24 protein-coding genes are annotated in these 26,076 nt (G+C 29.8%); 18 read left to right on the top strand and 6 right to left on the bottom strand.

The features are described from left to right. Positions 1-56: 56 nt before the first annotated feature. Positions 57-983: a PfkB family carbohydrate kinase gene (locus BLU40_RS01350; RefSeq protein WP_090118952.1), complete on the bottom strand. Its 927-nt coding sequence runs from the start codon at positions 981-983 to the stop codon at positions 57-59. 92 nt (positions 984-1,075) lie between these two features. On the opposite strand from BLU40_RS01350, the gene BLU40_RS01345 reads away from it, so the two are divergent. The 17 genes from BLU40_RS01345 (at position 1,076) to BLU40_RS01265 (ending at position 16,063) form a co-directional block, all read left to right on the top strand. Further along, positions 1,076-1,498: a SufE family protein gene (locus BLU40_RS01345; RefSeq protein WP_090118950.1), complete on the top strand. Its 423-nt coding sequence runs from the start codon at positions 1,076-1,078 to the stop codon at positions 1,496-1,498. Between the two features lie 52 nt (positions 1,499-1,550). Continuing rightward, positions 1,551-1,871, top strand: coding sequence for a DUF59 domain-containing protein (locus tag BLU40_RS01340; RefSeq protein WP_090118948.1), 321 nt, complete (start codon positions 1,551-1,553; stop codon positions 1,869-1,871). Further along, positions 1,872-2,378 carry a DUF2480 family protein gene (locus BLU40_RS01335; RefSeq protein WP_090118946.1) on the top strand — a complete coding sequence of 169 codons (507 nt, stop codon included), beginning with the start codon at positions 1,872-1,874 and terminating at the stop codon, positions 2,376-2,378. 82 nt (positions 2,379-2,460) lie between these two features. Further along, positions 2,461-3,300 (top strand): DUF3078 domain-containing protein, encoded by an 840-nt coding sequence (locus BLU40_RS01330; RefSeq protein ID WP_090118944.1) that lies wholly within the window; start codon positions 2,461-2,463, stop codon positions 3,298-3,300. 101 nt (positions 3,301-3,401) lie between these two features. Continuing rightward, positions 3,402-4,508, top strand: a complete 1,107-nt coding sequence (locus BLU40_RS01325) for a CNNM domain-containing protein (RefSeq protein WP_090118941.1) — start codon at positions 3,402-3,404, stop codon at positions 4,506-4,508. A 130-nt stretch (positions 4,509-4,638) separates the two neighbouring features. Then, the gene (locus BLU40_RS01320; RefSeq protein WP_090118939.1) at positions 4,639-4,929 is read left to right on the top strand and encodes a hypothetical protein; all 291 of its coding nucleotides are present in this window, start codon (positions 4,639-4,641) and stop codon (positions 4,927-4,929) included. 103 nt (positions 4,930-5,032) lie between these two features. After that, positions 5,033-5,248 (top strand): 4Fe-4S dicluster domain-containing protein, encoded by a 216-nt coding sequence (locus tag BLU40_RS01315; protein ID WP_090118937.1) that lies wholly within the window; start codon positions 5,033-5,035, stop codon positions 5,246-5,248. A gap of 94 nt (positions 5,249-5,342) precedes the next feature. Continuing rightward, the gene (locus BLU40_RS01310; protein WP_090118934.1) at positions 5,343-5,972 is read left to right on the top strand and encodes a ferric reductase-like transmembrane domain-containing protein; all 630 of its coding nucleotides are present in this window, start codon (positions 5,343-5,345) and stop codon (positions 5,970-5,972) included. Beyond that, positions 5,969-7,726, top strand: a complete 1,758-nt coding sequence (locus BLU40_RS01305; protein ID WP_090118932.1) for an FAD-dependent oxidoreductase — start codon at positions 5,969-5,971, stop codon at positions 7,724-7,726. The genes BLU40_RS01310 and BLU40_RS01305 overlap by 4 nt, the downstream gene beginning before the upstream one ends. A gap of 413 nt (positions 7,727-8,139) precedes the next feature. Beyond that, positions 8,140-8,538, top strand: a complete 399-nt coding sequence (locus tag BLU40_RS01300; protein WP_090118930.1) for a hypothetical protein — start codon at positions 8,140-8,142, stop codon at positions 8,536-8,538. Between the two features lie 175 nt (positions 8,539-8,713). Next, positions 8,714-9,463 carry a polyphosphate polymerase domain-containing protein gene (locus tag BLU40_RS01295; protein ID WP_090118928.1) on the top strand — a complete coding sequence of 250 codons (750 nt, stop codon included), beginning with the start codon at positions 8,714-8,716 and terminating at the stop codon, positions 9,461-9,463. Between the two features lie 5 nt (positions 9,464-9,468). Further along, on the top strand, positions 9,469-10,071 hold the full coding sequence (locus BLU40_RS01290; protein WP_090118926.1) for a DUF4956 domain-containing protein: 603 nt from the start codon (positions 9,469-9,471) through the stop codon (positions 10,069-10,071). A 6-nt stretch (positions 10,072-10,077) separates the two neighbouring features. Next, on the top strand, positions 10,078-10,782 hold the full coding sequence (locus BLU40_RS01285) for a DUF2490 domain-containing protein (RefSeq protein WP_090118924.1): 705 nt from the start codon (positions 10,078-10,080) through the stop codon (positions 10,780-10,782). A gap of 2 nt (positions 10,783-10,784) precedes the next feature. Then, entirely contained in the window at positions 10,785-12,524 is a 1,740-nt protein-coding gene (locus tag BLU40_RS01280) for a carbohydrate-binding domain-containing protein (RefSeq protein WP_090118922.1), read from the top strand. Positions 12,525-12,704: 180 nt separating this feature from the next. After that, positions 12,705-14,147: a CotH kinase family protein gene (locus BLU40_RS01275; RefSeq protein WP_090118920.1), complete on the top strand. Its 1,443-nt coding sequence runs from the start codon at positions 12,705-12,707 to the stop codon at positions 14,145-14,147. A 96-nt stretch (positions 14,148-14,243) separates the two neighbouring features. Then, positions 14,244-15,353, top strand: a complete 1,110-nt coding sequence (locus BLU40_RS01270) for a sensor histidine kinase (protein WP_090118918.1) — start codon at positions 14,244-14,246, stop codon at positions 15,351-15,353. After that, complete coding sequence (locus BLU40_RS01265; protein ID WP_090118916.1) at positions 15,350-16,063, top strand: LytR/AlgR family response regulator transcription factor; 714 nt, start codon at positions 15,350-15,352, stop codon at positions 16,061-16,063. The genes BLU40_RS01270 and BLU40_RS01265 overlap by 4 nt, the downstream gene beginning before the upstream one ends. A 102-nt stretch (positions 16,064-16,165) precedes the next feature. Here the strand turns inward: BLU40_RS01265 and hflX are convergent, their stop codons facing one another. Together hflX and BLU40_RS01255 are read right to left on the bottom strand one after the other, a co-directional pair. Next, positions 16,166-17,383, bottom strand: a complete 1,218-nt coding sequence (hflX, locus tag BLU40_RS01260) for a GTPase HflX (RefSeq protein ID WP_090118914.1) — start codon at positions 17,381-17,383, stop codon at positions 16,166-16,168. A gap of 49 nt (positions 17,384-17,432) precedes the next feature. Continuing rightward, complete coding sequence (locus tag BLU40_RS01255) at positions 17,433-19,463, bottom strand: tetratricopeptide repeat protein (protein ID WP_090118912.1); 2,031 nt, start codon at positions 19,461-19,463, stop codon at positions 17,433-17,435. A 140-nt stretch (positions 19,464-19,603) separates the two neighbouring features. On the opposite strand from BLU40_RS01255, the gene BLU40_RS01250 reads away from it, so the two are divergent. Further along, complete coding sequence (locus tag BLU40_RS01250) at positions 19,604-20,572, top strand: endonuclease/exonuclease/phosphatase family protein (protein ID WP_090118910.1); 969 nt, start codon at positions 19,604-19,606, stop codon at positions 20,570-20,572. A 57-nt stretch (positions 20,573-20,629) separates the two neighbouring features. Here BLU40_RS01250 and BLU40_RS01245 read toward each other — a convergent pair whose 3' ends face one another. The 3 genes from BLU40_RS01245 to BLU40_RS01235 form a co-directional block, all read right to left on the bottom strand. Further along, positions 20,630-20,947 (bottom strand): hypothetical protein, encoded by a 318-nt coding sequence (locus BLU40_RS01245; RefSeq protein WP_090118908.1) that lies wholly within the window; start codon positions 20,945-20,947, stop codon positions 20,630-20,632. Positions 20,948-21,250: 303 nt separating this feature from the next. Further along, positions 21,251-23,302 (bottom strand): DUF5689 domain-containing protein, encoded by a 2,052-nt coding sequence (locus BLU40_RS01240; protein WP_090118905.1) that lies wholly within the window; start codon positions 23,300-23,302, stop codon positions 21,251-21,253. Between the two features lie 11 nt (positions 23,303-23,313). Beyond that, positions 23,314-26,058: a TonB-dependent receptor gene (locus BLU40_RS01235; RefSeq protein ID WP_090118904.1), complete on the bottom strand. Its 2,745-nt coding sequence runs from the start codon at positions 26,056-26,058 to the stop codon at positions 23,314-23,316. Positions 26,059-26,076 lie beyond the last annotated feature (18 nt).

Here is a 26,076-nt window from a genome sequence, read left to right as displayed (position 1 = left end):
TTGCTTTAGTTTAGTAGTGTTTTTCACAAAAAAATCCGCACAAAGGCGGATAGTTATTAATTTATTTCAATTTCAAACTGTGTTAGAAGCTTGAATTGTAGTAATCTTTTTTGAATTTCATCCGAAGATAAATCTTCCATACGCTCAGTTCCAAATTTTTCAACACAAAACGATGCAAGATTTGAACCAGCAATTACAGCTCGTTTCATATTTTCAAACGAAATATCTTCTGTTTTTGCTAGATGTCCAATAAATCCACCTGCAAAAGTATCTCCTGCTCCTGTTGGATCAAATACTTCTTCTAATGGTAATGCTGGTGCAAAGAACACATTTTCTTCGTGGAATAATAAGGCTCCGTGTTCACCTTTTTTAATTACCACATATTCTGGACCCATTTTATGTATTTTTTGAGCCGCTTTTACCAACGAGTATTCTCCGGATAATTGACGAGCTTCTTCATCATTAATTGTAATTACATCAATTTTTGCAATTACTTTCATTAAATCTTCCAAAGCATTGTCCATCCAAAAATTCATAGTATCTAACGCTATTAATTTTGGTTTCGAATTTAATTGGTTAATTACATCCATTTGTACTGCTGGGTGTAAATTACCTAACAATAAAAACTCTGCATTTTTAAATTTTTCTGAAACAACAGGTTTAAAATCAGCCAACACATTTAAATCTGTAATTAACGTATCACGAGAATTTAAATCGTTATGATATTTACCTGACCAAAAAAATGTTTTACCATCTTCAATAATTTCAACTGCATCAGTATTTATATCTCGCTCATTTAATTTAGCTAAATATTCTTTTGGGAAATCTCCTCCAACAACTGAAACAATACCTGACTTTACACCAAATTGTGATGCTGCTAACGAAATATAAGAAGCTGAACCTCCTAAAATCTTATCTGTTTTACCAAACGGCGTTTCAATAGCATCAAAAGCAACCGTTCCAACAATTAATAATTTGCTCATATTTTTAAAATCTACCCTTTAATGGTATAATATGTGTATATATTTTTTTTAAACACAACTTGTGTTTATTTTTGCAAAAATAAGTTTAAAAAATGACTATCAAAGAAATACAAGAAGAAATTATAGATGAGTTTTCAATGTTTGAAGATTGGATGGAGCGTTATGAGTATATTATTGAACTTGGAAAATCGCTTCCGTTAATTAATGAGGCATATAAAATTGATGAAAATTTAATAATGGGATGCCAATCAAAAGTTTGGTTACAATCTGATATTGAGAATGATACTATTGTATTTACTGCAGATAGTGATGCCATTTTAACAAAAGGTATTGTAGCCCTTTTAATTCGTGTATTCAACAACCAGAAACCTAAAGATATTTTAAATACTGAATTATATTTTGTAGACGAAATTGGTTTAAAAGAACACCTTTCTCCTACACGTGCAAACGGACTTGTATCTATGATTAAACAAATAAAATTGTATGCGTTAGCTTATCAATCTAAATTTAGTTAATTATTGTATATTTGCACTTATTTAGAATGAATATAAAGAGGGTTTTATAGATATGAACAGTGAACGCGTACAAGATTTAGGAGATAAAATTATTGAAAAAATTAAAACAATTTACGATCCTGAAATCCCAGTAGACATATTTGAATTAGGTTTAATTTACGATGTTATGGTTAGTGAAAACAATGATGTTAAAATATTAATGACATTAACTTCACCTAACTGTCCAGTTGCAGAGACTTTACCTGTTGAAGTTGAAGAAAAGGTTAAAACTATTGAAGAAGTTATGAATGCTGAAGTTGAAATAACTTTTGACCCAATGTGGACTCAAGATATGATGAGCGAAGAAGCTAAATTAGAATTAGGTTTTTTATAAATGGAAAAAGAAATAGTAAATAGAGTTGCAAACAGCAAACTTAAAACTATTGACCTTGAAGATTTTTATCCAAAAGGCGAGCGCATTGTTTTAGATATAAAACAATGGCTTTTTCATGAATTAATTTTAAAAGAAAACGACTTTAGAGAATCGCTTACCAATCATAATTGGCAACAATATGAAAGTAAGTATGTTGCTCTTTCTTGCTCTGCAGATGCTATTATTCCTTCTTGGGCATATATGTTAATTTCAACATATTTAAAAAATGCTAAAAAAGTAGTTGTTGGCAACCTCAAAGAATTAGAAACATCTATATTCCAAGAACTTATAGCTAATTTTAATACTGATGATTTTACAAATAAACCTGTAATAATTAAAGGTTGTGCTAACAAGCCAATACCCGAAACGGCTTACTTACAGTTAATACAAAAAATCCAACCAATAGCAAAATCTATTATGTTTGGTGAGGCATGCTCTACAGTGCCGCTATTCAAAAAAAAGAATTAAATGTGACTTTTTACTTTTAAAATTGTCCTATTAATATATTTTTGCAAATTCAAAAAAAATTAAATTAACACGAATAAACATTATGAAAAAAGTAATTTTACTAGCTGTTTTTGTACTTAGTTGTACATTAACTTTTGCACAAGAAACAAAAGAACCTAAAAAAGGATGGACAAAAAAAGGAAACATTTCTTTTTTACTAAACCAATCTGCGTTTAACAACTGGACTGCAGGAGGAATAAACAATGTTGCAGGTAATTTAGGGCTAAACTACGATTTTAACTATGTAAATGGAGACTTAACTTGGGACAATAAAATAATTGCTGCTTATGGTATTACTAAAATTAAAGGTTCTGATCAGGAAAAAACTGATGATAGATTTGAATTTAACTCTTTAGTTGGTAAAAAAGCTAAAGGATACTGGTACTACTCTGCATTTGTAAACTTTAAAACTCAATTCGATTCTGGTTTCGACTCATCAGACACTAAAACATCTCATTTCTTTTCACCAGCTTATTTACAATTTGGACCTGGTATGTTATGGAAAAAAAGCGACAACTTAAAAGTTAATATTGCTCCAGCAACGGCTCGTTTTATATTTGTTCACGATCATTTTACAGCTACTGGTTCTTCTTTTGGTGTTGAAATGGGTGATACTTCTAGATTTGAATTTGGAGCAGCAGTTGGTGCTTACTATAAATTAAATATTATGGAAAATGTTTCTATGGAAAACATTTTAAACTTGTACACTAACTATTTAGAAGATCCACAAAATGTAGATTTAGATTACACTATGAATTTAGTAATGAAAATAAACAAATATTTATCTGCTAACCTTGCATTTCAAACAATTTATGATGACAATGCTTTTAAAGGTTTTCAAACTAGAGAAGTATTTGGTTTAGGTGTAAACTACGGATTCTAACATAAAAAAACACAATAATTTAAAGGCGCTTTTTTCAAAGCGTCTTTTTTTATTTAAAATTGAGAATTTATTACCTACATTAGCATTAAACAATTAAAATAATGTCGTTACTTATATTTTACGCTTCAATTTCTATTTTCTTTTCATTTCTATGTTCAATACTAGAAGCAGTACTACTTAGCGTTACTTCAACTTTTATTTCAATAAAAAAGCAAGAAAACAAAGCTTATGCAGATACTCTTGAAAGTCTAAAAAAAGATGTAGACAAACCATTAATTGCAATTTTAACATTAAATACCATTGCACATACTGTTGGTGCTATTTTGGTTGGGGTACAGGCCGAAACATTAGATTACAAAATAAATATATTGGGAATTAATATTGTTGGAATTGTTTCTGCAATTATGACTATGCTAATATTAGTTGTTTCAGAAATAATACCTAAAACTATTGGAGCAACCTACTGGAAACAGTTAGCTAATTTTACTTCTAAAGCTCTAATTGTTCTGATGTTTCCTTTAAAATGGACTGGTATTTTATGGTTATTACAATTAACCACCAAATTAATTGGAGGTAAAAATGCACACGGTTCTATTTTAAGTCGTGAAGATTTTCATGCAATGACAGATATTGCTGAAGAAGAAGGTGTTTTTGAAGAGAATGAAAGTGCAATAATTAAAAACCTATTGACTTTTAAGGAAGTTCTAGCCAAAGATATTATGACTCCTAGAACAGTTATTGTTGCAGCAGATTCAGACACTAGTATTCAAACATTTTTTGAAGAACACCCTAAATTACGTTTTTCACGAATTCCAATATTTAAAGAAACTGCCGATTCTATTTCTGGATTCATTTTAAAAGATGAAGTTCTCGAAGAAATAATAAATGGTAATGGAGAAGAAAAATTAGACACTTTAAAACGTGAAATATTAGTTACCAACAGAAACTTACCTATTCCCGATTTATTTGAAAAATTTGTTTCGGAACGTGAACACATTGCTCTTGTGGTAGATGAATATGGTACAACTAGCGGTTTAGTATCTATGGAAGATGTTATTGAAACATTACTTGGCTTAGAAATTATGGATGAAAGTGATAATGTTGCCGATCTACAATTAATGGCTCGTAAAAGTTGGGAAAACAGAGCTAAAAAACTAGGTTTAATTGAAGAAAAAAAGAAGGAAGAAGAAGAAAATAAAGAAGAATAACTCATTTTCTAATTTTCACTTATTGAATTTATTTAACTGTTTGCAGATAAAAACTACTTATTAGTATATTACATTGTTACGCTTCTACTATTAATTTTTACTTTGTTTTATAATCTTTATAATTCAAATTATGAAAGTAAAAGCAATAACCATTATCCTATTTTTTATTTCAATAAATATTTACTGCGAAAACATATATCACCTAGAATTTATCGATTTTGGTGAACATATAGAAAATACATTTAACAACTCTCCAAAAGAGCTAATAGATTTAAAAATAGAAGGTATTTCAATTAAAAAAAACAATGAAGCTTCCTTTTTAAAAACTAATTGGAAATACCTTATTACCCTATCTTTATTTCTAACTTACATTACAATTACATTATTATATATGTACAAACTTAGTTTACCAACTAAATAAAAACCCATTGTTTTATAGTAATTGGTAGATAAAATATTCTTGTTTATTGATTTAGTTTTAGCTTTTAAGTTACACGTAGTTACTTTGATCTAAAATAAACAAAATGGCAATAAAAAGTATAAATGGTTGCATTGGTTGCGAGGAATGTATTAAAAGCTGCCCAACCGATGTTTTAAGGTTAAACCCAGAATCAAAAAAAGCAGAAATTTTATATCCCGAAGATTGTCAAATATGTCATTTATGCCGTATGTATTGTCCGGTAGACGCTATAACAATTTCACCAGAAAAAACTATTCCAGTAATCGTTTCATGGGGCTAATAATTACGAAACGAGTCTGCTAAACAGCTTATTTTTTAACTAAATTATTAAAAGCGAACAGCATATGACCACTTTAAAACAATAAAAAAGACATATGAAAAAGAATCACTACATATTTAAATTAACAGCTATAGCGCTAGCCTTTATTGGAATGCCTATATTATTATATTTTCAGGGAGATTTTCCAAAAAGAGATGTTCTAATGGATACCCTTTCCCTAGTAACAATTCTAGGGTTTACTTTACTTTTATCTCAATTTTTTTCTACTAGACTAAATAAAAATTTAGTAAAAAAAATAAGAATGATAAATGTTCTAAACATTCATAAATTTATTGGTTATCTATTTATTTCAATACTATTATTACATCCTTTTTTTATAATAATTCCTAAGTTTTTTGACAATGGAGTTACTCCTTCAGATGCGTTTATAAAAATAATTACAACTTTTAGTAGCACTGGTGTTATTCTAGGCCTTATCGCATATACTGCAATGTTAGTATTGTTAATTACATCTTTTTTCAGATTTAAAATACATTTAAAATATAAAACTTGGCGAAACTTACATGGTTACTTAACCTTATTATTTGTAATTACAGCTACTTGGCACGTTATAAACATTGGTCGTCATAGCAATATATCATTCTCTATTTATTACCTACTTATGGTTACCAGCGGCATTTACTATTTACTAAAAACTTATTTATTTAAAACATCAAAAAAATGAAAAAGAAAGAAGAAAAACAGCAAATGTCTAGAAGAAAATTTATAACCTTAGCAGGTGGTGCCGCAGCAAGTTTAGCCGCTATGTCTGCAATTGGTATGCCTTTAAACTGGACAGAAAATAATCCAGAAATAGATGTAAATTCATTAGATGTAAATAAAATTAGTACAGACGTTCTAGTTATTGGTAGTGGAATGGCAGGCTTATTTGCTGCTGTAAAAGCACACGATGCAGGAGCTAACGTATTAATGGTTTCCAAAGGAAGGTTAGGTGCATCTGGACAAACACCATTTGCCAAAGGAATATTTGCTTTTGACCCTGAAAAAGAAGATATAACATTAGATGAATATGTTGATAAAGTATCATATTCTGCATTGGGCACAAATAACAAAACATATACACGTCAAACAGCCGAACATTCTTTGGCGCGTGTTAACGAACTAAAAGAATGGGGATTTTTCGATTCTTCACTATATAATAAAAGTTTTAGCAAGCCTATTAAACAACGAAATATTCCTATACAAGAACGTATTACCATAACTCACTTAATTAAAGAAAATGAGAGAGTTGTAGGTGCCGCCGGTTTTAGTATTGATGAACAGAAAGTAATATTTTATGAAGCGAAAAGCGTAATTTTATGTACTGGAGCCGGAGGTTTTAAACCAAACGGATTTCCAATTTGCGATCTTACACACGACGGAACTATAATGGCTTACAATATAGGTGCAAAGGTTACGGGAAAAGAATGGAATGATGGTCATCCAGCAAAATCTGAAAATGCAGCTGCTTGTTATGATGGTTGGGGAGATATGTTTGAGCAAAAACCTAGCACAACAAGCGTTGGAATTAGACATGATTTAGGTGTAGACATGAATTACACTGCATATATGAATGGTGGCACAGCAAAAATGGGGCCTCCAGGAATGGGAAGATCAGAAAATACAGTTAAAGGTGGACCCTTTAGACCAGAAGGCCTTGAAGATCAAGGAGGGCCTGGTGGACCTCCACAAGGTGATAAGGAAGGAAGAAGACCACCTAGAAAAGAAGGTAAAGGAGCGCCTCCAGGAATGGGAGGCAGTATAGTTGGTGGATCTACGGCTGGAATGGCAATTCATAAATCTGAAGGTTTAGTTCCAATAAACGATAAATGCGAATCTAATATTCCAGGATTATATGCTGCTGGTGATGCTTTAGGATCATATATGGCTGGTGCAATTTACACACAAATTGGTTCTTCTTTAGCTGGTTCTGCAGTTCAAGGTGGTGTAGCTGGTGAGGCTGCTGCCAAATACAGTAAAAAAATAGCGCCCAACAAAATTTCAGCTTCAAAATTAAAAGAAATACAAGAAGAAATACTTGCCCCACTAAAACGCGAGGCTGGCTATAGTCCAGCGTGGGTTACACAAACTTTACAAGGTATAATGATACCTAATTTTATTATTTACATTAAAAAAGAAAATTTACTAAAAGCCGCATTAGCTTATGTTGAAGAATTAAGAGATCACCATTTACCAATGTTAAAAGCTGCTAACATGCACGAACTTCGTTTGGCTCACGAAACTAAAAACATGATTATTAGTGCTGAAATGAAACTAAAAGCATCCATTATGCGAACAGAAAGCAGATGTAGTCATTATAGATTAGATTACCCAGAAATAGATAACGAAAATTGGCAAGCTTGGTTAAACATTTTTAAAGATGAAGGTGGAACTATGCAATTTGAAAAACAACCTTTTAATACCTGGCCAACAGCATAATAAAACCGTATTAGCAATTTCCTTTTTGAAGAATCAATTATTAATTTAATTGGTTCTTCTTCATTTAAACACTAGCTAAAAATAAAACTTCAACAGCAACTGAAATTAGCAGATAAAATAAGCTTATTCATTGATTTCTATTTTTAACTATTGCTAATAGTTGTTCTTTTGATATAACATTAAAAACAAATAAAAAATATTAACCAAGTGCAATTGGCTAAAAATATAAATTAATGTTTGTTCTAAGTTAAAGGCTCACTATTTTAAATTAAAAATAGTGAGCTTTTTTATCCAATCAAATAATTTGGTTGATAAAATCAACTCATTCATTGATTTCAATTTCTAATTTACATAAACAGTTGTTCTTTTGATGTAAGAATAAAAAAATAAATAATATTTAAAAATATCTAATTATGAAATTAAACATAAAACACATTTGGAATGCATTAATTGTAGTAGTACTTATAACAACAACTGCTTGCGGACAACAAAGAGGTCCACGAGGCGGTGGTCAAGGAGGAGGAGAACAAGGTCCACCACCAATTCCAACAACAAAACAAATTGTAAAAATGGTAGATAAACTTTCTAGCGAAATATTATTATCTGAAGATCAAAAAGCAGAAGTTTTAGAATTATACAAAGAACATTTTGAGGAAGTAGAAGACCTAACAAGTGATGGAAGACCAGATAGAGATAAAATGGAAGCTTTAAAAGAAGATTTTGAAAGTGACGTAAATGAAGTTTTAACTGAAGATCAACAAAAATTGTATAAAGCATACGTTAAAAAAAATTCTAGAAAAGCACGTAAATAAATTAAGTTTGAATTAAAAAAATAGTTTGGTTTGAGTTATAGGCTCGTTAGTTCTTAATAGAATTAACGGGCCTTTATTTTGCGGTTGCTTTTTATTTTTAATTGGTTGATAAAATAATCTAGTTTGTTGAATATTTTTCTTTTTTGCACCTGTTTACAATTTCTTTACATTGAATATGAAACAACAACTAGAACATATTGTAAATAACTTTAGAGCCATTACTTTAGGTGAGATGGATAGTGTTTCTTTAATGAAACGAACCGACACCAAATTTGTAATTCACGAAAAAGATTTAATTTCAGTTTTAAAAGAAGTTAAAGATGAGTATCGAATACTTGAAATAGATAATCAAAGAATTTTAACCTATTCCTCTTTGTATTTCGATACACCTTCAAAAAAATTCTATCACGACCATCATAATAGAAAGGTAAACCGTACCAAAATTAGAATGCGTAAATATTTAGTTTCTAATAAATGTTATTTAGAAATTAAACAAAAAGATGGAAAAGGAAACACCAACAAAACACGAATTCCTGTTGAAGATTTTGAACCTGACCTTTCTAAAAAGTCGTTAGAGTTTATTCAAAACACTACCAAACAAAATTTTGATTTAGAACCAATTATTTGGAATCAATTTAATAGAATGATGTTGGTAAACACTAAAGCAAAAGAACGTTTAACTATTGATATAGATTTATCATTCAAACAAAACAGTTCTAAAAAAGCTTACAAAAACTTGGTAATTATTGAAGTAAAACAACAACGTTTTGATAGAACATCTCCAATTGTTCAAAAACTAAAACAACGACAAATTAACCCTTATAAAATAAGTAAATATTGCATTGGAATGTTAAGTATTTACAAAGGTTTAAAATACAACCGATTCAAGAAAAAATTAATTAAAATAAATAAAATAACAGCCTAAAACTTATGGAATTTTTAGATATCCCCTTATTCGACGATGATTTTTTTAAAATGATGTTTAGATTCGTTTTAAACTTTATATTTCTAACAGTAATCATCCGATTTATTTACTATCCAGATTCAAAAAGAAAAGATTACGTTTTCACCTATTACCTTATTAGTCTCATAGTGTTTTTCTTATGTTTTACCCTAAAAAAATACGAAATGGACATTGGAATGGCGCTAGGTCTTTTTGCTATTTTTGGAATTATTAGATACCGAACAAACCCTGTAGATATTAAAGAAATGACTTACTTATTTGTAGTTATTGGTGTCTCCATTATTAACGCCTTGGCAAATAAAAAAATGAGTTATGCTGAAATAATTTCAGCAAATGCTATTATTATTTTTGTGCTAGTACTTATAGAAAAATACTGGGCTTTAAAACAACTTGTAACCAAATCTGTTATTTACGAAAATATTGAAAACATTAAGCCCGAAAACTACGAAGCTTTAAAAAGTGATCTAGAAAATAGAACAGGTTTAACTATAAACAAAGTAAGAATTGGTGATGTAGATTTTTTAAAAGACACTGCCAAAGTAACCATATTCTATTTTAACAGTAATTAACTAATTATGAACTCAACTACCAACAAACACTCGTATATAATTGCTATAATCGTTTTTATAGCTTCAATAACAACAGGGTATTCACAAACCGAAGACACCAACGATCTTGAAAACTGGAATTCTGTTAATATAAAATACAAACTAAATAAAAAATGGTCTTTTGATGCTGAAGCACAGCTAAGGTTAAAAGAAGATATTTCAGAAATAAGCGAATATTTAGGAGAATTAAATGCTCAATATTCAATATCGAAAAGCTTTAAACTTGGCGCTGGTGTTAGATACATTAAAAAGAATGATAACACAGGAAATATTCAAGGTTACGAAGACTATTTTAGATTTCATGTTGATGCATCATACAAACATAAAATAAATGATTTTTCAATTAAACACAGATTGCGTTATCAAAATAAAAATGAAATAGATGTTGATGATAATGACAGTCAACATTTTAGATTTAAAACATCAGTAGGTTACAATTTTAAAAACTGGAAATTAGACCCTAAAATATCAGGAGAAATCTTTTACCATTCTGAAAAAGGCGAAGAAAATGGTTACAATAAATACCGTTTAACGTTAGGAACAGAATACAAATTTAAAAATGCAGGAACCGTTGGCCTATTCTATAGAATTGAAAAAGAATTAAACGAAACCATCCCTGAAACTACCAATATTATTGGCTTAAAATACTCATACACAATTAAAAATAAGTAAAAATGAAAATTTATAAATATTTAACCCTAAAAAAAATAGGAATACTTTTTTTAGCAATTTCTTTATTCACAAGTTGTTCTGATGATTCTGATACAGTTTCAGAAATAACAACTACAGAAACCGAAACAGACGTTGATGATAATGACAGCAACAATACTGATACAAGCGTATCAGAAATAGGAGAAAATCATGAAGAAGACACTGATTATATTTGGGACAGCTCTAATGTTGTTTATATTACCTTAAACGGATCTTCTATTACTGTAGATGGAGAAGGTGCAACTGTTAGCAATACAACTGTAACTATTGATTCTGCAGGAAATTACGAAATAACAGGAACTTTAAATGATGGTCAAATAATTGTTGATACTGATGATGATGCCACTGTTAGACTAATTTTAAATGAAATTGACGTTACTAGTTCTTCAAGTGCCCCTATAAACATTGCTAGCTCTAAAAAAACAATTGTAATTCTTTCTGAAAACACTACAAACATTTTAACTGACGCAAGTAACTATGTTTATGAAAACGACGAAGACGAACCAAACGCTGCACTTTTTAGTGATGATGCTTTAACAATATATGGCGAAGGAACGCTAATTGTAAATGCAAATTATAACGATGGTATTGCAAGTAAAGATGGATTAATTATAGCTGGTGGAATCATAAATATAAACGCTGTTGATGATGGTATAAGAGGAAAAGATTACCTTATTATTAAAAATAGCGACATTACGGTTAATGCTGAAGGTGATGGATTAATTGCCGATAATGACGAAGACACAAATAATGGTTGGATTATAATTGAATCTGGTGAGTTTAACATAACCGCTGATGGAGATGGAATTGTAGCCGAATCTAACGTAGAAATAACTTATGGAGATTTTACCATTGAAACTGGTGGAGGAAGTAGTGGTTATTTAAGCTCTAGCGATTCTGCTAAAGGAATAAAAGCAAGCATAGATATTTTAATTGAAGACGGTATTTTCGATATTAATTCTTCCGATGATAATATTCACGCATCGTATGGCATTACCATAAATTCAGGAACATTTAATCTTGCTTCTGGAGACGATTCTATTCACACAGATGATACTATTGAAATTAACGGAGGAGAAATAAATATTACCAATGCTGTTGAAGGTATTGAAAGTCCAAATATTACAATAAACAATGGTAATTTTGATATTAATACAAGCGATGATGCTTTAAATGCTGCCGGAAACACTAACAATTTTTTATATATAAATGGAGGTTATATAGTTATTAATTGTTCTGGAGATGGTTTAGATTCTAACGGCAATTTAACTATAACAGCTGGAACTGTTATTTTAAACGGCCCAACAGCCCAAAACAACAGTCCGTTAGATTGTGATGGAACATTAAGTTTAGATGGAGGATTTTTAGTAGCAACGGGCTATGCTTCTAATATGGATGAAGCTGGAAATAATTCATCCGACCAATATTCGGTGTTAGTTAAATTATCATCGACTCAATCAGCAGGAAACCTATTTCATATTGAAGACAGTTCAGGAAATAACATTTTAACTTTTGAGCCGGAAAAGAATTATAAATCGATTGTGTTTTCAACTCCGGAATTAAGCACAGGAAGCTATAAAATTTATTTAGGCGGAAGTTCAACCGGAACCGAAACCGATGGGGTATATCAAAACGGAACATACTCGTCCGGAACTTTATATAAGAGTTTTACAATTTCAAGTAAAAGCACTACAGTAAATTAAACAATAAATAAGTTTTACAAAGGCTATTTCAATTTTGAAGTAGCCTTTTTTTTATTTAATACCAACCCAATAAACCCAGTTCATAGATAAAATATGCCAGTTCGTTGATTCATTTTTAAAAAAAACACTAAAAACAAGACTTTTACAAGTAACTAATTATAAAACTTAAACACATACAATATGAAAACTAAATTTATACTTCTAATAAGTATTCTACTTCTTTCAACATATTTTTTTGTTAGTTGTAGCGACGACAAAGATTCCATAACTGAAATCATAACAGAAACTGAAACCGAAGAAGAGACAGAGGTTGAAGTTAGCGATTTAGATTTTGACCCTACAGATTGGACAGAAGAAACACATAGTAAAAATGCAGATCCAAATTTTGCTGAAGTTTTTAGCAACACCGAAGTAAAAAGGTTCGATTTTGTAATTTCAGAAGAAAACTGGAATGCAATGTTAACTGACATGACTAACTTATACGGCTCTTTTGGAGGAACAAATAGTGGCCCAGGTGGTGGAGGTGGAACTAGTTTTTCTGATGAAGATCCAATTTTTGTTCCAGGATCAGTGTTTTATAACGGTAAAGAATGGTACAAAGTTGGTTTACGTTTTAAAGGAAACTCTAGTTTACAAAGCGCTTGGCAAGCTGGTATTTTAAAACTCGCATTTAAAATGGATTTTGACGAATATGAAGATGATTATCCACAAATTAAAAATCAACGTTTTTATGGTTTCAAAAAATTTAGCTTAAAAAACAATTACGATGATAGTTCTTTTTTAAGAGAAAAAGTAGCTGCTGAAGTTTTTTTAAATGCAGGCTTGGCTGTTTCAAACACTGCTTTTTATACGTTGTATGTTGATCACGGTGATGGACCAGAATACTTTGGCTTATATACTTTGGTTGAAGAAGTTGATAACACCGTAATTAAAACACAATTTTCTAGTAATGATGGAAATTTATACAAACCTGAAGATTACGGTTCTAGTTTTAAAGAAGGAACTTTTAATGAAGATGGTTTTGAAAAGAAAACAAACGAAGATGAAGCTGACTGGACAGATATTCAAAATTTATTTGCAGCCCTACACGATGATACAAGAACAACAGATGCCGCAACTTGGAGAACAAATTTAGAAGCTGTATTTGATGTAGATACTTTTTTAAACTATTTAGCTGTAAATACCGTTATTCAAAACTGGGATACCTATGGCAGAATGGAACATAATTATTATTTGTACAACAATCCAGACAACAGCCTATTAACATGGATTCCTTGGGATAATAACGAAGCTTTACAAACAGGAAAACAAGGCGGATCTTTAAGCTTAAACTTTTCAGGCCTTTCAAGTAATACATGGCCTTTAATTGGGTTGCTATATCAAGATGAAGTTTACAAAGCCAAATACAACGCATATGTACAAGCTGTTATAGATGGCCCTTTTGAAACAAGCTACATTCAAGGTGTATACGACACATACTCAAATTTAATTGAGCCATATGCAACTTCTGAAATTAACGGATACTCATTTTTAAATAGCAGTAGCTCTTTCTATTCAGCAATTTCAACTTTAAAATCACACGCAGCAAGCAGAACAACTGCTGCTAATAACTATTTAGATTAGTTTGTTTTTAATACCTTTGTTTATACTTGCTTTTAAAGCAGTGTAAATAAAGGTATTTCTTTCTGTTATAATAAAATTAGCGACTATAATTTAAAAATGAAACTTATAAAGAAAAATTACAATTTTAGCTTTTTCGAACCTTTTATAATCATTGCTTTTTGGGCATTATTATTTGCTTCACCTCTATTATTTGGCCGTTTTGAAAGTCAAATTGAATGGGATCAAGTTTATCAAGTTTGGATGAACTATTTACCGCTTTTAGCTTTGTTTTTAATAAACAGGTTTATACTACTTCCAAAGCTTTTTTTTAACAGTAAAAAACTACTATATTTTATAGCAACTTTAAGTGTTATAATTATAATTGGCTTAGGCATTTATGCCGCAGATAATAATTACAGCGAACGAAGTATGCACCCATCAAATATGGAAATGAGGGGAGAAAACCCACCGCCTATGTTTGGAGAAAGAGAATTACCACCGCCACATATACAACGACCAAATAAAGGACCTAGACCAATACCATTGTATGCTAATTTTTTAATACTAGCAGTTTTATTAGTTGGGTTTGACACTGGTTTACAAATATCAATGCGTTGGGCTAATTTAGAACAAGAAAAGTTTAAAATTCAAAAAGAAAGTGTAGAAAATCAATTGGCTTTTTTAAAAAATCAAGTGAGTCCACATTTTTTTATGAATACCTTAAATAACATTCACGCATTGGTAGATATTGATGCAGAAGAATCTAAAAAAGCTATTATTAAACTCTCTAACTTAATGCGTCATTTACTATATGACTCTGAAGGTAAAAAAACTTCAATAAAAAAAGAAATTGAGTTTATAGAAAGTTATATTGAATTAATGAAGCTTCGTTTTTCTAACAAAGTGAAAATTGCTATTGATATTCCTTCTGAAATACCAGAAAAATCAATTCCACCACTATTATTTACTTCATTATTAGAAAACGCATTTAAACACGGAATTAGCTATAATAAGCCTTCATTTATAAATATTTTAATGAGTTTTACTGAAGATTACCTTCATTTTGAAATAGAAAATAGCAATCACCCAAAAAACGCTGAAGAAGCATCGGGAATTGGTGTTGAAAATACTAAGAAAAGGTTAACTTTATTGTTTAAAAATAATTTCAATTTCAATATTTCTGAAACCAAAGAAATTTACAAAGTAACCCTAAAAATACCATTATGATTAGCTGTATAAATATTGATGATGAACCTTTAGCGTTAAAACAAATAGCAAAATACATTGAAAAAACGCCTTTTTTAGATCTTAAAGACAGTTTTGAAAGCCCGTTAGATGCCATTATTTTTTTACAAAAAACTAAAGTAGATTTAATTTTTGTTGATATTAATATGCCAGATTTAAATGGAATGGATTTTGTAAAATCTTTAGAAAATCCGCCTAAAATTATTTTTACTACGGCATATAGCGAGTACGCTTTGGAAGGTTTTAAGGTAGATGCGCTTGATTATTTATTAAAACCTATAGATTACCCTTCATTTTTAAAATCTGCTTTAAAGGCTGAAAAATGGTTTAAATTACAAGAACCTCAAAAAGAAGAAATAAAAAGTAATGACGATTTTTTATTTATAAAATCTGAATATAAAATTGTTCGTGTAAAAATTGAAGACATTAAATATGTTGAAGGAATGCGAGAGTATATTCGTATTCATTTAGTTAATGAAAAACCAATTATGACTTTGCTTAGTATGAAAGCAATGGAAAAACAATTGGAAAACAAAAACTTTATGCGAGTACATCGATCATATATTGTTAATCTTAATAAAATTTCTACAATAGAACGTAACCGTATAGTTTTTGACAAAGTTTACATACCTGTAAGTGAGCAACACAAAGAGAAATTTCATCAGTTTATTGATAAGAATTTCTTGTCATAATTCCCACTGTCATTCCGAACGATAGTGAAGAATCTAACATAACCGTTAAAAAAATATTCTTCATTCCAATTCTCTTCCTTTTCAGAATTACAAATAACTCAATTAAACAGTCTTTCCGTCTTCGGTATACTCGTCGTATAAAAAGTTATTGTATGGAAAACGTGTAATGTGTATTTTCTTTACTTCATTAAAAACCTTTGCTCTAAACTCTTCTAAATTTTCTTTATTCAAGGCCGAAATAAATAAACAATTGTTTTCTTTATTCATCCAAGTTTTCTCCCAATCTTGAAGCGTATAATGTCTTTTTGTTTTTTCAGTAACTAAATCGTCGCTATCAATTGTTTCGTGTTCATAAGCATCAATTTTATTAAAAACCATAATGGTTGGCTTATCGGCACTTTTAATTTCGTCTAAAATTTTATTTACAGAAGCAATATGGTCTTCAAAATTAGCGTGTGAAATATCTACAACATGCAACAATAAATCTGCCTCACGAACCTCATCTAAAGTAGACTTAAAACTCTCTACTAATTGCGTAGGTAATTTTCTAATAAATCCTACAGTATCTGTTAACAAAAATGGAATGTTTTTAATAACCACTTTTCTAACAGTAGTATCTAAGGTTGCAAATAACTTGTTTTCTGCAAACACATTACTTTTACTAACAACATTCATTAAAGTAGATTTACCAACGTTTGTATACCCAACTAAGGCCACACGAACCATTTTACCACGGTTTTTACGCTGCACAGCCATTTGTTTATCTATAACTGTTAACTTCTTTTTTAATAATGTTATTTTATCTCTAATTATACGTCTGTCTGTTTCAATTTCTGTTTCACCAGGTCCACGCATACCAATTCCTCCTTTTTGACGCTCTAAGTGAGTCCAAAGTCGAGTTAAACGAGGTAATAAATATTGACATTGTGCTAATTCTACTTGCGTACGCGCATAACTTGTTTGTGCTCTACGGGCAAAAATATCTAATATTAAGTTGGTTCTATCTAGTACTTTACAGTCTAAAACTTTTTCAATATTTCTTAATTGAGAAGAAGAAAGTTCATCATCAAAAATAGCAGTTTCAATATGGTGTGCATCCATATAATCTCTAACATCATCTAACTTACCAGCACCAATAAAAGTTTTTGGGTTTGGCATATCTAATTTTTGTGTAAAGCGTTTTACAGCTTTACCTCCAGCAGTAGTTGTTAAAAATTCTAATTCATCTAAATACTCATTCGACATACTTTCATCTTGGTGTTGGGTTACTACACCAATTAAGACAGCTTTTTCAGATGTTACTTTTTTCTTTTCTATCATTTGGCAAATTTACAAATTTGTTTATTTGAAAACAGAAAATATTTATTTTTTAATATGGAAGCGTAAAATGAAAAGTTGTACCGACATTTTCTTCAGATTCAAGCCAAATTTCACCATTTAAAATTGTTACCAGCCCTTTACAAATACTTAATCCTAAACCATTTCCTTCTTTAAAATCATCTTCACCAGCTTGAGAAAAACGGTCGAAAATAACATCAAATTTATCTTTTGGAATACCACAACCTGTATCTTTTACATAAAACTCTATATATGCTTTTTCGTGATAATGCTTTAAGTGATAACCTATTTCTATTGAACCCTCGTTTGTAAATTTTGTAGCATTATTTATTAGGTTATCAAAAATTTGAGTAAATCTATTTAAGTCTGTTTTTATAAAAAAACCATCATAAGAAATTGGTGAAACCAACTTTAAATCTATATTTTTTTTAAGAAGTAGTTTATTTGAATTCTTTTGAATTTCAATAATTCCAGATAACGCAGACTTTACATTAAACTCTGTGATATCTGTTTTTAACTGGTTAGATTCTATTTTAGAAATATCTACAATATCATTAATAATTGCCATTAAACGCTCTCCAGAAACATTAATTATATCTACAAAATGATCTCGTTTTTCACTGCCTAATTCAGGGTTTTTCAAAAAGCTAGAGAACCCCATAATAGCATTCATAGGTGTTCTAATTTCGTGGCTCATATTTGCTAAAAAAGCTGATTTTAACCTATCGCTCTCTTCTGCTTTCTCTTTTTCAATTAATAATAAATTATAAGCTTTTTTTCTTTCTGCACGTTGTTTACTTAAATAATAAGTTAACGCAATAAAGAAAATACTAAAAATTAATAAAATATAGATTAGCGTTTGTTGATTTTTAGACTGAAGATTCCTAATCTCATTACTCTTAGTCATTGATTTTATCTTCTCCTCTTGTAATTCTAATTTATTAATTACACCTAATTTTGCAATTTGTTCAAATTTTTTGGCATTAAAAATACTATCCGTATGCTTTTTAAATAATCTATAATTTTTTAAAGCATTATCATAATCACCTAACGCCTCATGGGCTTTACTTAAATAATCATGATTATCATACTCAAAATACATACCAGATAAACCTTCTGAAGCTTCAAAACTTTTATTTACATAAATTAAAACAGAATCGAACTTTTTCTCTTTTAATTTAGTATTTGCATAATTTGAGTAAATAAGAGGTTTTAAACTATTATAGCTAATTTTAATTGCTACATCTAAGGCTTTATTTAGGTATTCTTCTGCTTTTTCATAGTTTTCATTAACAATATAACAGTCTCCAATATTTGTATAATTAATAGCTATACCTTCTTTATCTCCAATTTCTTTAGACAACTCTAAAGATTTTGAATAATACTTTAACCCTTCTTCAATATTTCCGTCTGTAGATATGGCATTACCCAAATTTATATATGTCGCTATTAACCCTGCTTTATCATTATTTTTTTTATAAATAGTGTAAGATTTTAAGTAATACTTATAGGCTTCTTCATAATTTTCAATGTCGTAATATAAATTTCCAAAACCGTTATTTACATCTGCAATCCCGTTTTGATCATTTATTTTTTTAAATATTTGAAGTGCTTTTAAAAAATATTCTGAAGCTTTTTCAACCGAATTTAAATAAGAAAAACTATAACCTAAATAATTATAGCAATTAGCTAAACCTTGCTCATCACCAATAGACCTATACAACTCCAAAGCCTGTAAATAATACTCTAAAGATTCTTTGTAACGCTCTTTTTCATCAAGATAATACCCAATACTTAGTAAGCATTTTGCTTCAAATTTTTTATTTTTTATTTTCTTAGCAATATCTAAAGCCTTGTTATATTTTATATACGAAGAATCTGGAAACGAATAATAACAATCATCACCAGCATTAATTAACTGCTTAATTTTAATTGTATCATGTTTCTTATAATTTAATGTTTTTTGTAATTCATTTACATCGGCTTGAGCAAATAAGGCACTAAAAAACACTAAAAAACAGATAAAGCAACCATATGTACCTATTTTTTTTTGGCTATTCATAAAAAATGGTTAATTAACCACCTAAATTTTACATTAAATATAAATTTACAATTTTCTAGACTATTTAAATAACTTTTCTCAAATTAAAATATCTGAAAATTAAAATAACTACATTAGCATTCTAAAACTTTTAATTGCCTATGTTTTCATTTTTTAAATCTAAAGGAAAAATTCAAAATGCTTACACAGTAGCATTCTATAATTTAGAAAATTTATTTGATGTTGAAGATGATCCTAAAACACTTGATGATGATTTTACCCCTAAAGGAAAAAAGCACTGGAACAAAAAACGTTATAAAAATAAACTTAGAAAGTTAGGTAATGTAATTGGCCAGTTAGGAACAGAAAAATCTATGCATTCACCTGCAATTGTTGGTGTTGTAGAAGTGGAAAATGAAAAAGTTTTAATAGACTTAGTAAACAGTAAAAACCTAGTTCATAAAAATTATGGCTATGTGCATTATGATTCTCCAGATGAAAGAGGAATTGACGTTGCCTTATTGTACCAAAAAGACCTTTTTGAATTAATTCATTCTGAAACCTTTCCTTTATATTTAAATGGAAAAAATGGTGAAAGAGATTACACTAGAGATGTTTTACTTGTTAAAGGTAAATTAAACGGAGAATTAATTCATGTACTTGTCAACCATTGGCCTTCTAGACGAACTGGTCAAGATTCTACAGAATCTAAAAGACTTAAAGCTGCAGAATTAGTAAATAGCATTGCAAATAATATTAGAAACACAACAGACAATGCTAAAATAATTATTATGGGTGATTTTAATGACGACCCACACAGCAATAGCATAAAAGAAATTTCAAAAAACGACTTTTATAATCCAATGGAACGGTTATTAGATACTGGAAACGGCTCTCTTAATCACAAATTTAAATGGCATTTATTTGATCAAATTTTATTTACTCAAAACTTTTTTAGTAACAAAGAAGGTGGACATTTTTTTAAATATGCTGAAGTTTTTGATAAGCACTTTTTAAAAGAGTGGAATGGTAAATACAAAGGAAACCCTTTTAGAACCTATGTAGGTAAACGATACTTAGGTGGTTTTAGCGATCATTTTCCTGTGTATGTTTACCTTAAAAAAAATTAAATAAAAAAGCCAAACATTTCTGTTTGGCTTTTTTTTGAAAATTGAGTTTGGTTAAATTTATTTTATTCTAATAGGCATAGTGTAATGTCTATTAACTTTTCCTGGGTTTTGTAATACTTTCCCATTTAAGTTTTTACGTACAAAACTTAATACATCTTTATCTGATGATGCAACTTTTAAAACAACAATCTCTCCTTCAGTACTAAAAGTAAATGTTACTTTTACATCTTGGTTATCAATTGTGCTTTGAAAATCTTGAACTAATTCTACAATTTGTTTTCTTATTTCTTCTTTTGAAACTTCTGGGTTTATACTTGCAAATAAACTTGTTGTTCCTAACACTAAGGCTAATGCCAATAATTTAAATTTATTCATAATATTTAGTTTTAAAATCTTTGTTTTATTTTAATACTCAAATTTACTTCAAAAAAGCATTATTTTTTACATTTTGAAATTTTTAATACATTTTCAACGTTTTTTTAGAAATTTACATTTTTCGCAATACGAATACCTTTTCATTGCGTTATAATTCGATTAAATACAATTTTATTGCTTCACTATTGTGATATTCACAATTTTTAAAGTGTTAAAAAACGTTAATTTCTGCGTAATTTGACAAAAACCTTAATTTTTTTGATTTTTTTTAAAATTAATTCAACTAAAAAAAACAGCATAAAACTACCTAATATTTGGATTAAAATCATCTGGTGCTAATTGCGGTGAATTCGGATTTGATATTAAAGAATTATTAGCATCCGAATAAATGGTCCACTCACTTGAATTAAAAGTTGTATTTGGCTCAACTATATCTATGTTTCTATATGCTCTTCCATCCAAAAATTCCCAATCTGTTCCATTTCCATCTTCGCCAACTACTCCAAATCGATCCATAACTGCTCCGGTATTGTCTACCAATTCAAAAGAATCATCTCCATTTGCCGACATATAAGCGGTTTCAAAATTTGGAGCTATTGAAAATGCAGTAGAAAAACCTGTATTAGCAATAATTAAAAACTCCCCAACCGCAATGGAATACCCTGTTAAGTCTAATCCTCCACTTGAAGGTGAAGTAGAACCGTTTACATACTTATTCAATTTCCAACCTGTTAAATCAATTTCAGTATCTCCCGCATTAAATAATTCAACAAAACGTGCTGTAGTATAATTATCAGGATCAGCAACCTCAGTTATCATTATTTTAGGTACGATTACTGGGCAAACTTCAAAAGCTTCATTAAAATTAACATCATCTATTGTTCTAACTTCAATAATTTGATCTCCTAATATTCCGGTAATACTTCCGTGACCTTGAGGAAATAATTCATTAGCGAATGTCGCATCACCATTTGTAAATACACCTAGCTTTTTTGCTTCGCCACAAGTTTCTAATGTTCTTATCCCGTCTTCTGTTCCACTAAACTCTGCAAAAGCACTTCCTAATTCAGCTTCAACTAACTGAACATTATTAACTCTTACTAAAATATTCTTATAGTCTTCATTTTCAATATCTGAAATAATTATTTCAGTTGGCGTTATTTCAAATGTTTCTCCACTATTAATAATAAATGAAGCAAAGTCTTCTTCGTCAATTTCTTTAATTGAAGAACCATAACCAACAGTTAAAACTCCATCAACCTCATCCATATATAATTTATCTAGATTTACAAAAACTTTGTCACCAATAGAATAGTTTTCATAAACCTCATCACTCTCAATAAGTATTTGAATACCTGCAGTTGGGTTTTCAATAGCATCTTGAATAATTAAACGTTCACTAAAATTACCATCTTCATCTGCTGAAATCACATATCCTTCAGCTATATAATTATTCGAAATTCCAAAGGCAACTACATCACCTTCAAACATATCTTTTACTTCAGATAATGTAATGTTTGGTGTTAATGCGTTTGAGTAATCACAACGAGCATCATTTAAAGTAACATCGCTAGGATCTCTTAAATACAACTGAAAATCATCATAGTAATTACTAAAAATAGCAACTACACTTCCTTTACCTTCGGGTAATAATTCATTTTTAAAATCGGCATAACCAGAATTTCTAACCTCAACTTCACCTGTTAAATTACAGCTATCGTTAAAACTTTGCAATGTTCTATTAACGGTTGATGTATTATCAACATTAGCATAAGATTTACCCAAATCTTCAGTTCTAAATTGAACATTTTCTAGCTCAATTAACATTTCTAACATATCTTCGGTTAAATCTTCAACAGCTACTTTTTTAGGTACAATTGTAGCTACCTCACAAGAACGAACAATATGATTATCTAATTCAAAAGGAGAAATACCTTCTAATTCAGAATTTGCTATTCTCCCAATTTGCAAACTTCCAAAACTAAAATCTATTGCCAACCCATTTAATTTCACATAAATTTTTCTTCCAACTTCATATTTTGTATAAATATCAGTTTGATCTATAGCAATTTTTATTGCTGAAGTAGGATTCTCTGGTTTATCTTGAATAGATAATGATTTATAAATATTCCCAGATTGATCACTAGAAACAACATAACCTTCTATAATAATATCAGTCTCAAATTGCGTACCTCCAAAAGCGTACACATCTTTAATTTGACTTAATGTATTTGTCGCTGTTAACGATTGCTCTACACAATCTACATTTGGTGTTGAAAAATCTGAATCTTTAACACAACTAGTTGCTAATACCGTTATAACAACTAAAATAATTTTGTTTATATATTTTCTCATTGCTGAATTTTTTAAAATCTTACATATAAATTAAAATAATAGGAAGTACCACTATTGTACCAATACTTAGGTCCGAAAATTGGGTTCTCTAAGTTTTTATCTTCCTTTAACTCTGGATAGTTTGCATTACGAGCTTGCTCAAAACCACCAGTTTTATAAGTCTCACCCAACACATTGTTTATTCCGGCAAAAACACCCAAGTAATAATCATTTATTTTCCACGATTTACCTGCTACAATATTCATTAAAAAGATATCGTCAAACTTCTCTTGTTGCAATAAACCATCTACTTGTTCTTGTGTTACCTGAACTCCAGTTTCGTCATCTATAAATGGAATTCCATCTGTATCAACATAAAAATTTTCTGTTCTTAATAATGGTGAAATATCTAAATAATTGTTAGACATATAGTTTCCACTTACCTGAAACCAATAATAAGTTGGATCTCTATATTCTATTCCTAATAAATAAGCTCTTTGTGGTGTTCCAGACAATTTATAATCTTGTAAATAAGCCGTTCCAAAATCACTATCTTCATCTACAAAACTTTCAGATTGTAAATATAAATTTGGATTGTTATTGTACGTGAATTGTCCAAATGAACCTGCTCCTAAAACCTTAACAGTAGGTGTAGCCTGATACTCTAAGCTTAACTCTGCACCAATATGCTTTTTTTCTACACCAGTTAAAATTTCACTTACAAAATCTGCCTGATCTCCTCTTAAGCCTTCAGCAAATAAAAATGAAGTTTCTACTGCATCGCTAATTTTTGTAAAATAACCTGTTAAACGCGCTTGTATTTTTGGTGATCTAAAAATATAATTAGCATCGGCAGTTACTACTTTTTCACTTGTAATAGTTGGAGTTATTTCATTGTTAACTCTGGAATTAGAGAAAACAGTTCTAATAGTTGCTGCGTTTGATAAATAAGCACCGTTTACATTAAACAAATGACGTCCTGTAAATTTATAGGTGAATCCACCTTTAGCACTAAAATCTGAAAACGATTGTTTTTCTCCTTTTCCAAAGGAATTATTAGCAAAGGTTCCATTTTTATATAAACCATCTCGCTGAAAATTGCTGTTTTTAAAATTAAGGCCGGCAAAATAATCAACCTTTTTACTAGTAACTTGTACTTGAGCAAATGCTCCAACACTACTTGCAGCTATATTGTAATTATATTGAAACTCATCTCCAACCCCAACAACCTTATTCGGGTTATTTAGATCGTTATCTCTTGCATCTCCAATTGCGTATTGATCTATATCTAAAAAACTAGTTGCTCCTAATAAATCTGTCATTTCAGCAAAATTTCTTGAGCTCAAACTTTTAAATGAAACACCTGTATTTATCTGAACATTAGCATTTATTTTTGTATTGAAGTTTGAATTAAAACTAATTTGAGAATCTTCAACCCTATCATCATACACATAATATGAAGCGTTTTCCTTTCCTGCATTAGTTAAATAAAGTTCATTCCAATTTAATTGACCATTATTTCTAAAATCTTGGTCCGCCAAATATGCCTGACCTAAATCGTAATTATTACCTCTTAAATAATTGCTTGGTAAATATTTCCAATACGTAGGATCTGGGTTTGGCGCATTAAAATAGCCTAATCTTCCATTGGTTGTGTGTCCAGTTTGGTATGAAATAGAAGAAGTAAGTGTAGATTTTTCTGAAGTATAATAATGTGTTAGCATTACAATTGGCTCAAAAATTTCTTTCATTCTAGAGTTTCTTATATCTCCAACTTGGTCTCCCCAATATGAATTATAGGTATAACCCTTTAAATCATAAACTTCTTGAGTACTTGGTGAGGATTTTCCCTTTCTATTAAAAGCACCAATTGCCGTTAAGTTTATACTGTGGTTTTCGTTAAACTTTTTCTCTGCAGCTATAAAACCAGACCAAGAATTGTATGGTGTTCCATCCATATAACCTTCCTCTGCATATCGCCGAGAACCAGAAACTGTTAGCGCCCAATTTTTATCGTTTAAACCAGTTGAATACGTTGCCATTGCTCTACCTGTATAACTCTTATTAGTAAGAGCATATGAAACTTTTCCTCCTTCTCTATTTAAAGAAGCTCGAGTTTTAAAGTTTGTAGTTCCCAACATATTTCCAAAAGAAACTTCTGAAGGAGCAATTCCATTGCTGAAATCTTGATTTCGCAAGGCATCATTTAAACCTCCCCAATTGCTCCATTGTGGTCTTCCGTCGTAAAATTTATTCATTTCAACACCGTTCAATGTAATTTGTCCGTAGCGAGAATCATATCCTCGAACTTTGAACCAAGCCTGACTAAAATTAAACGCTGCCGCTTTTAAATAAGCATCTTTAGAAGATTGAAATAGCCCTGAAATGTATTCAGAATTTGAACTATTATCTTCAGTTAAATCATCATCAGTTAAAGAAATAATACTGGCGTCTTGAAAATTATCAATTATTGGCTCTAAATAAATTGTACCTAAATCAATACTTTTCTCTAAAGAAATAGGTAACGTTTGAACCAAATAACCTGTTAAACGGATTTGAAGTTTGTAATCTCCTTTTTGCAATTTCTCTAACACAAATATTCCTCCAATATCAGTTTCGGTAAAATAATTTGTGTTTAAAATAGAAATTTGAACCTGTGACAACGGATTCTCAGTTGTTACTTCTTGGATTTCTCCACGGATAGAATAAGTAGTTTGCGCTCTTAAATATGGAATATACGAAAAGCACAAAAAACCTAATAAAATTAGCTTTTTCATTTACAATTTTTTTCAAAT

This window comes from Lutibacter oricola (genome assembly GCF_900106565.1).
In the GTDB taxonomy this organism is placed as follows: domain Bacteria; phylum Bacteroidota; class Bacteroidia; order Flavobacteriales; family Flavobacteriaceae; genus Lutibacter; species Lutibacter oricola.
This window is presented reverse-complemented; position numbering and strand designations above follow the sequence as displayed.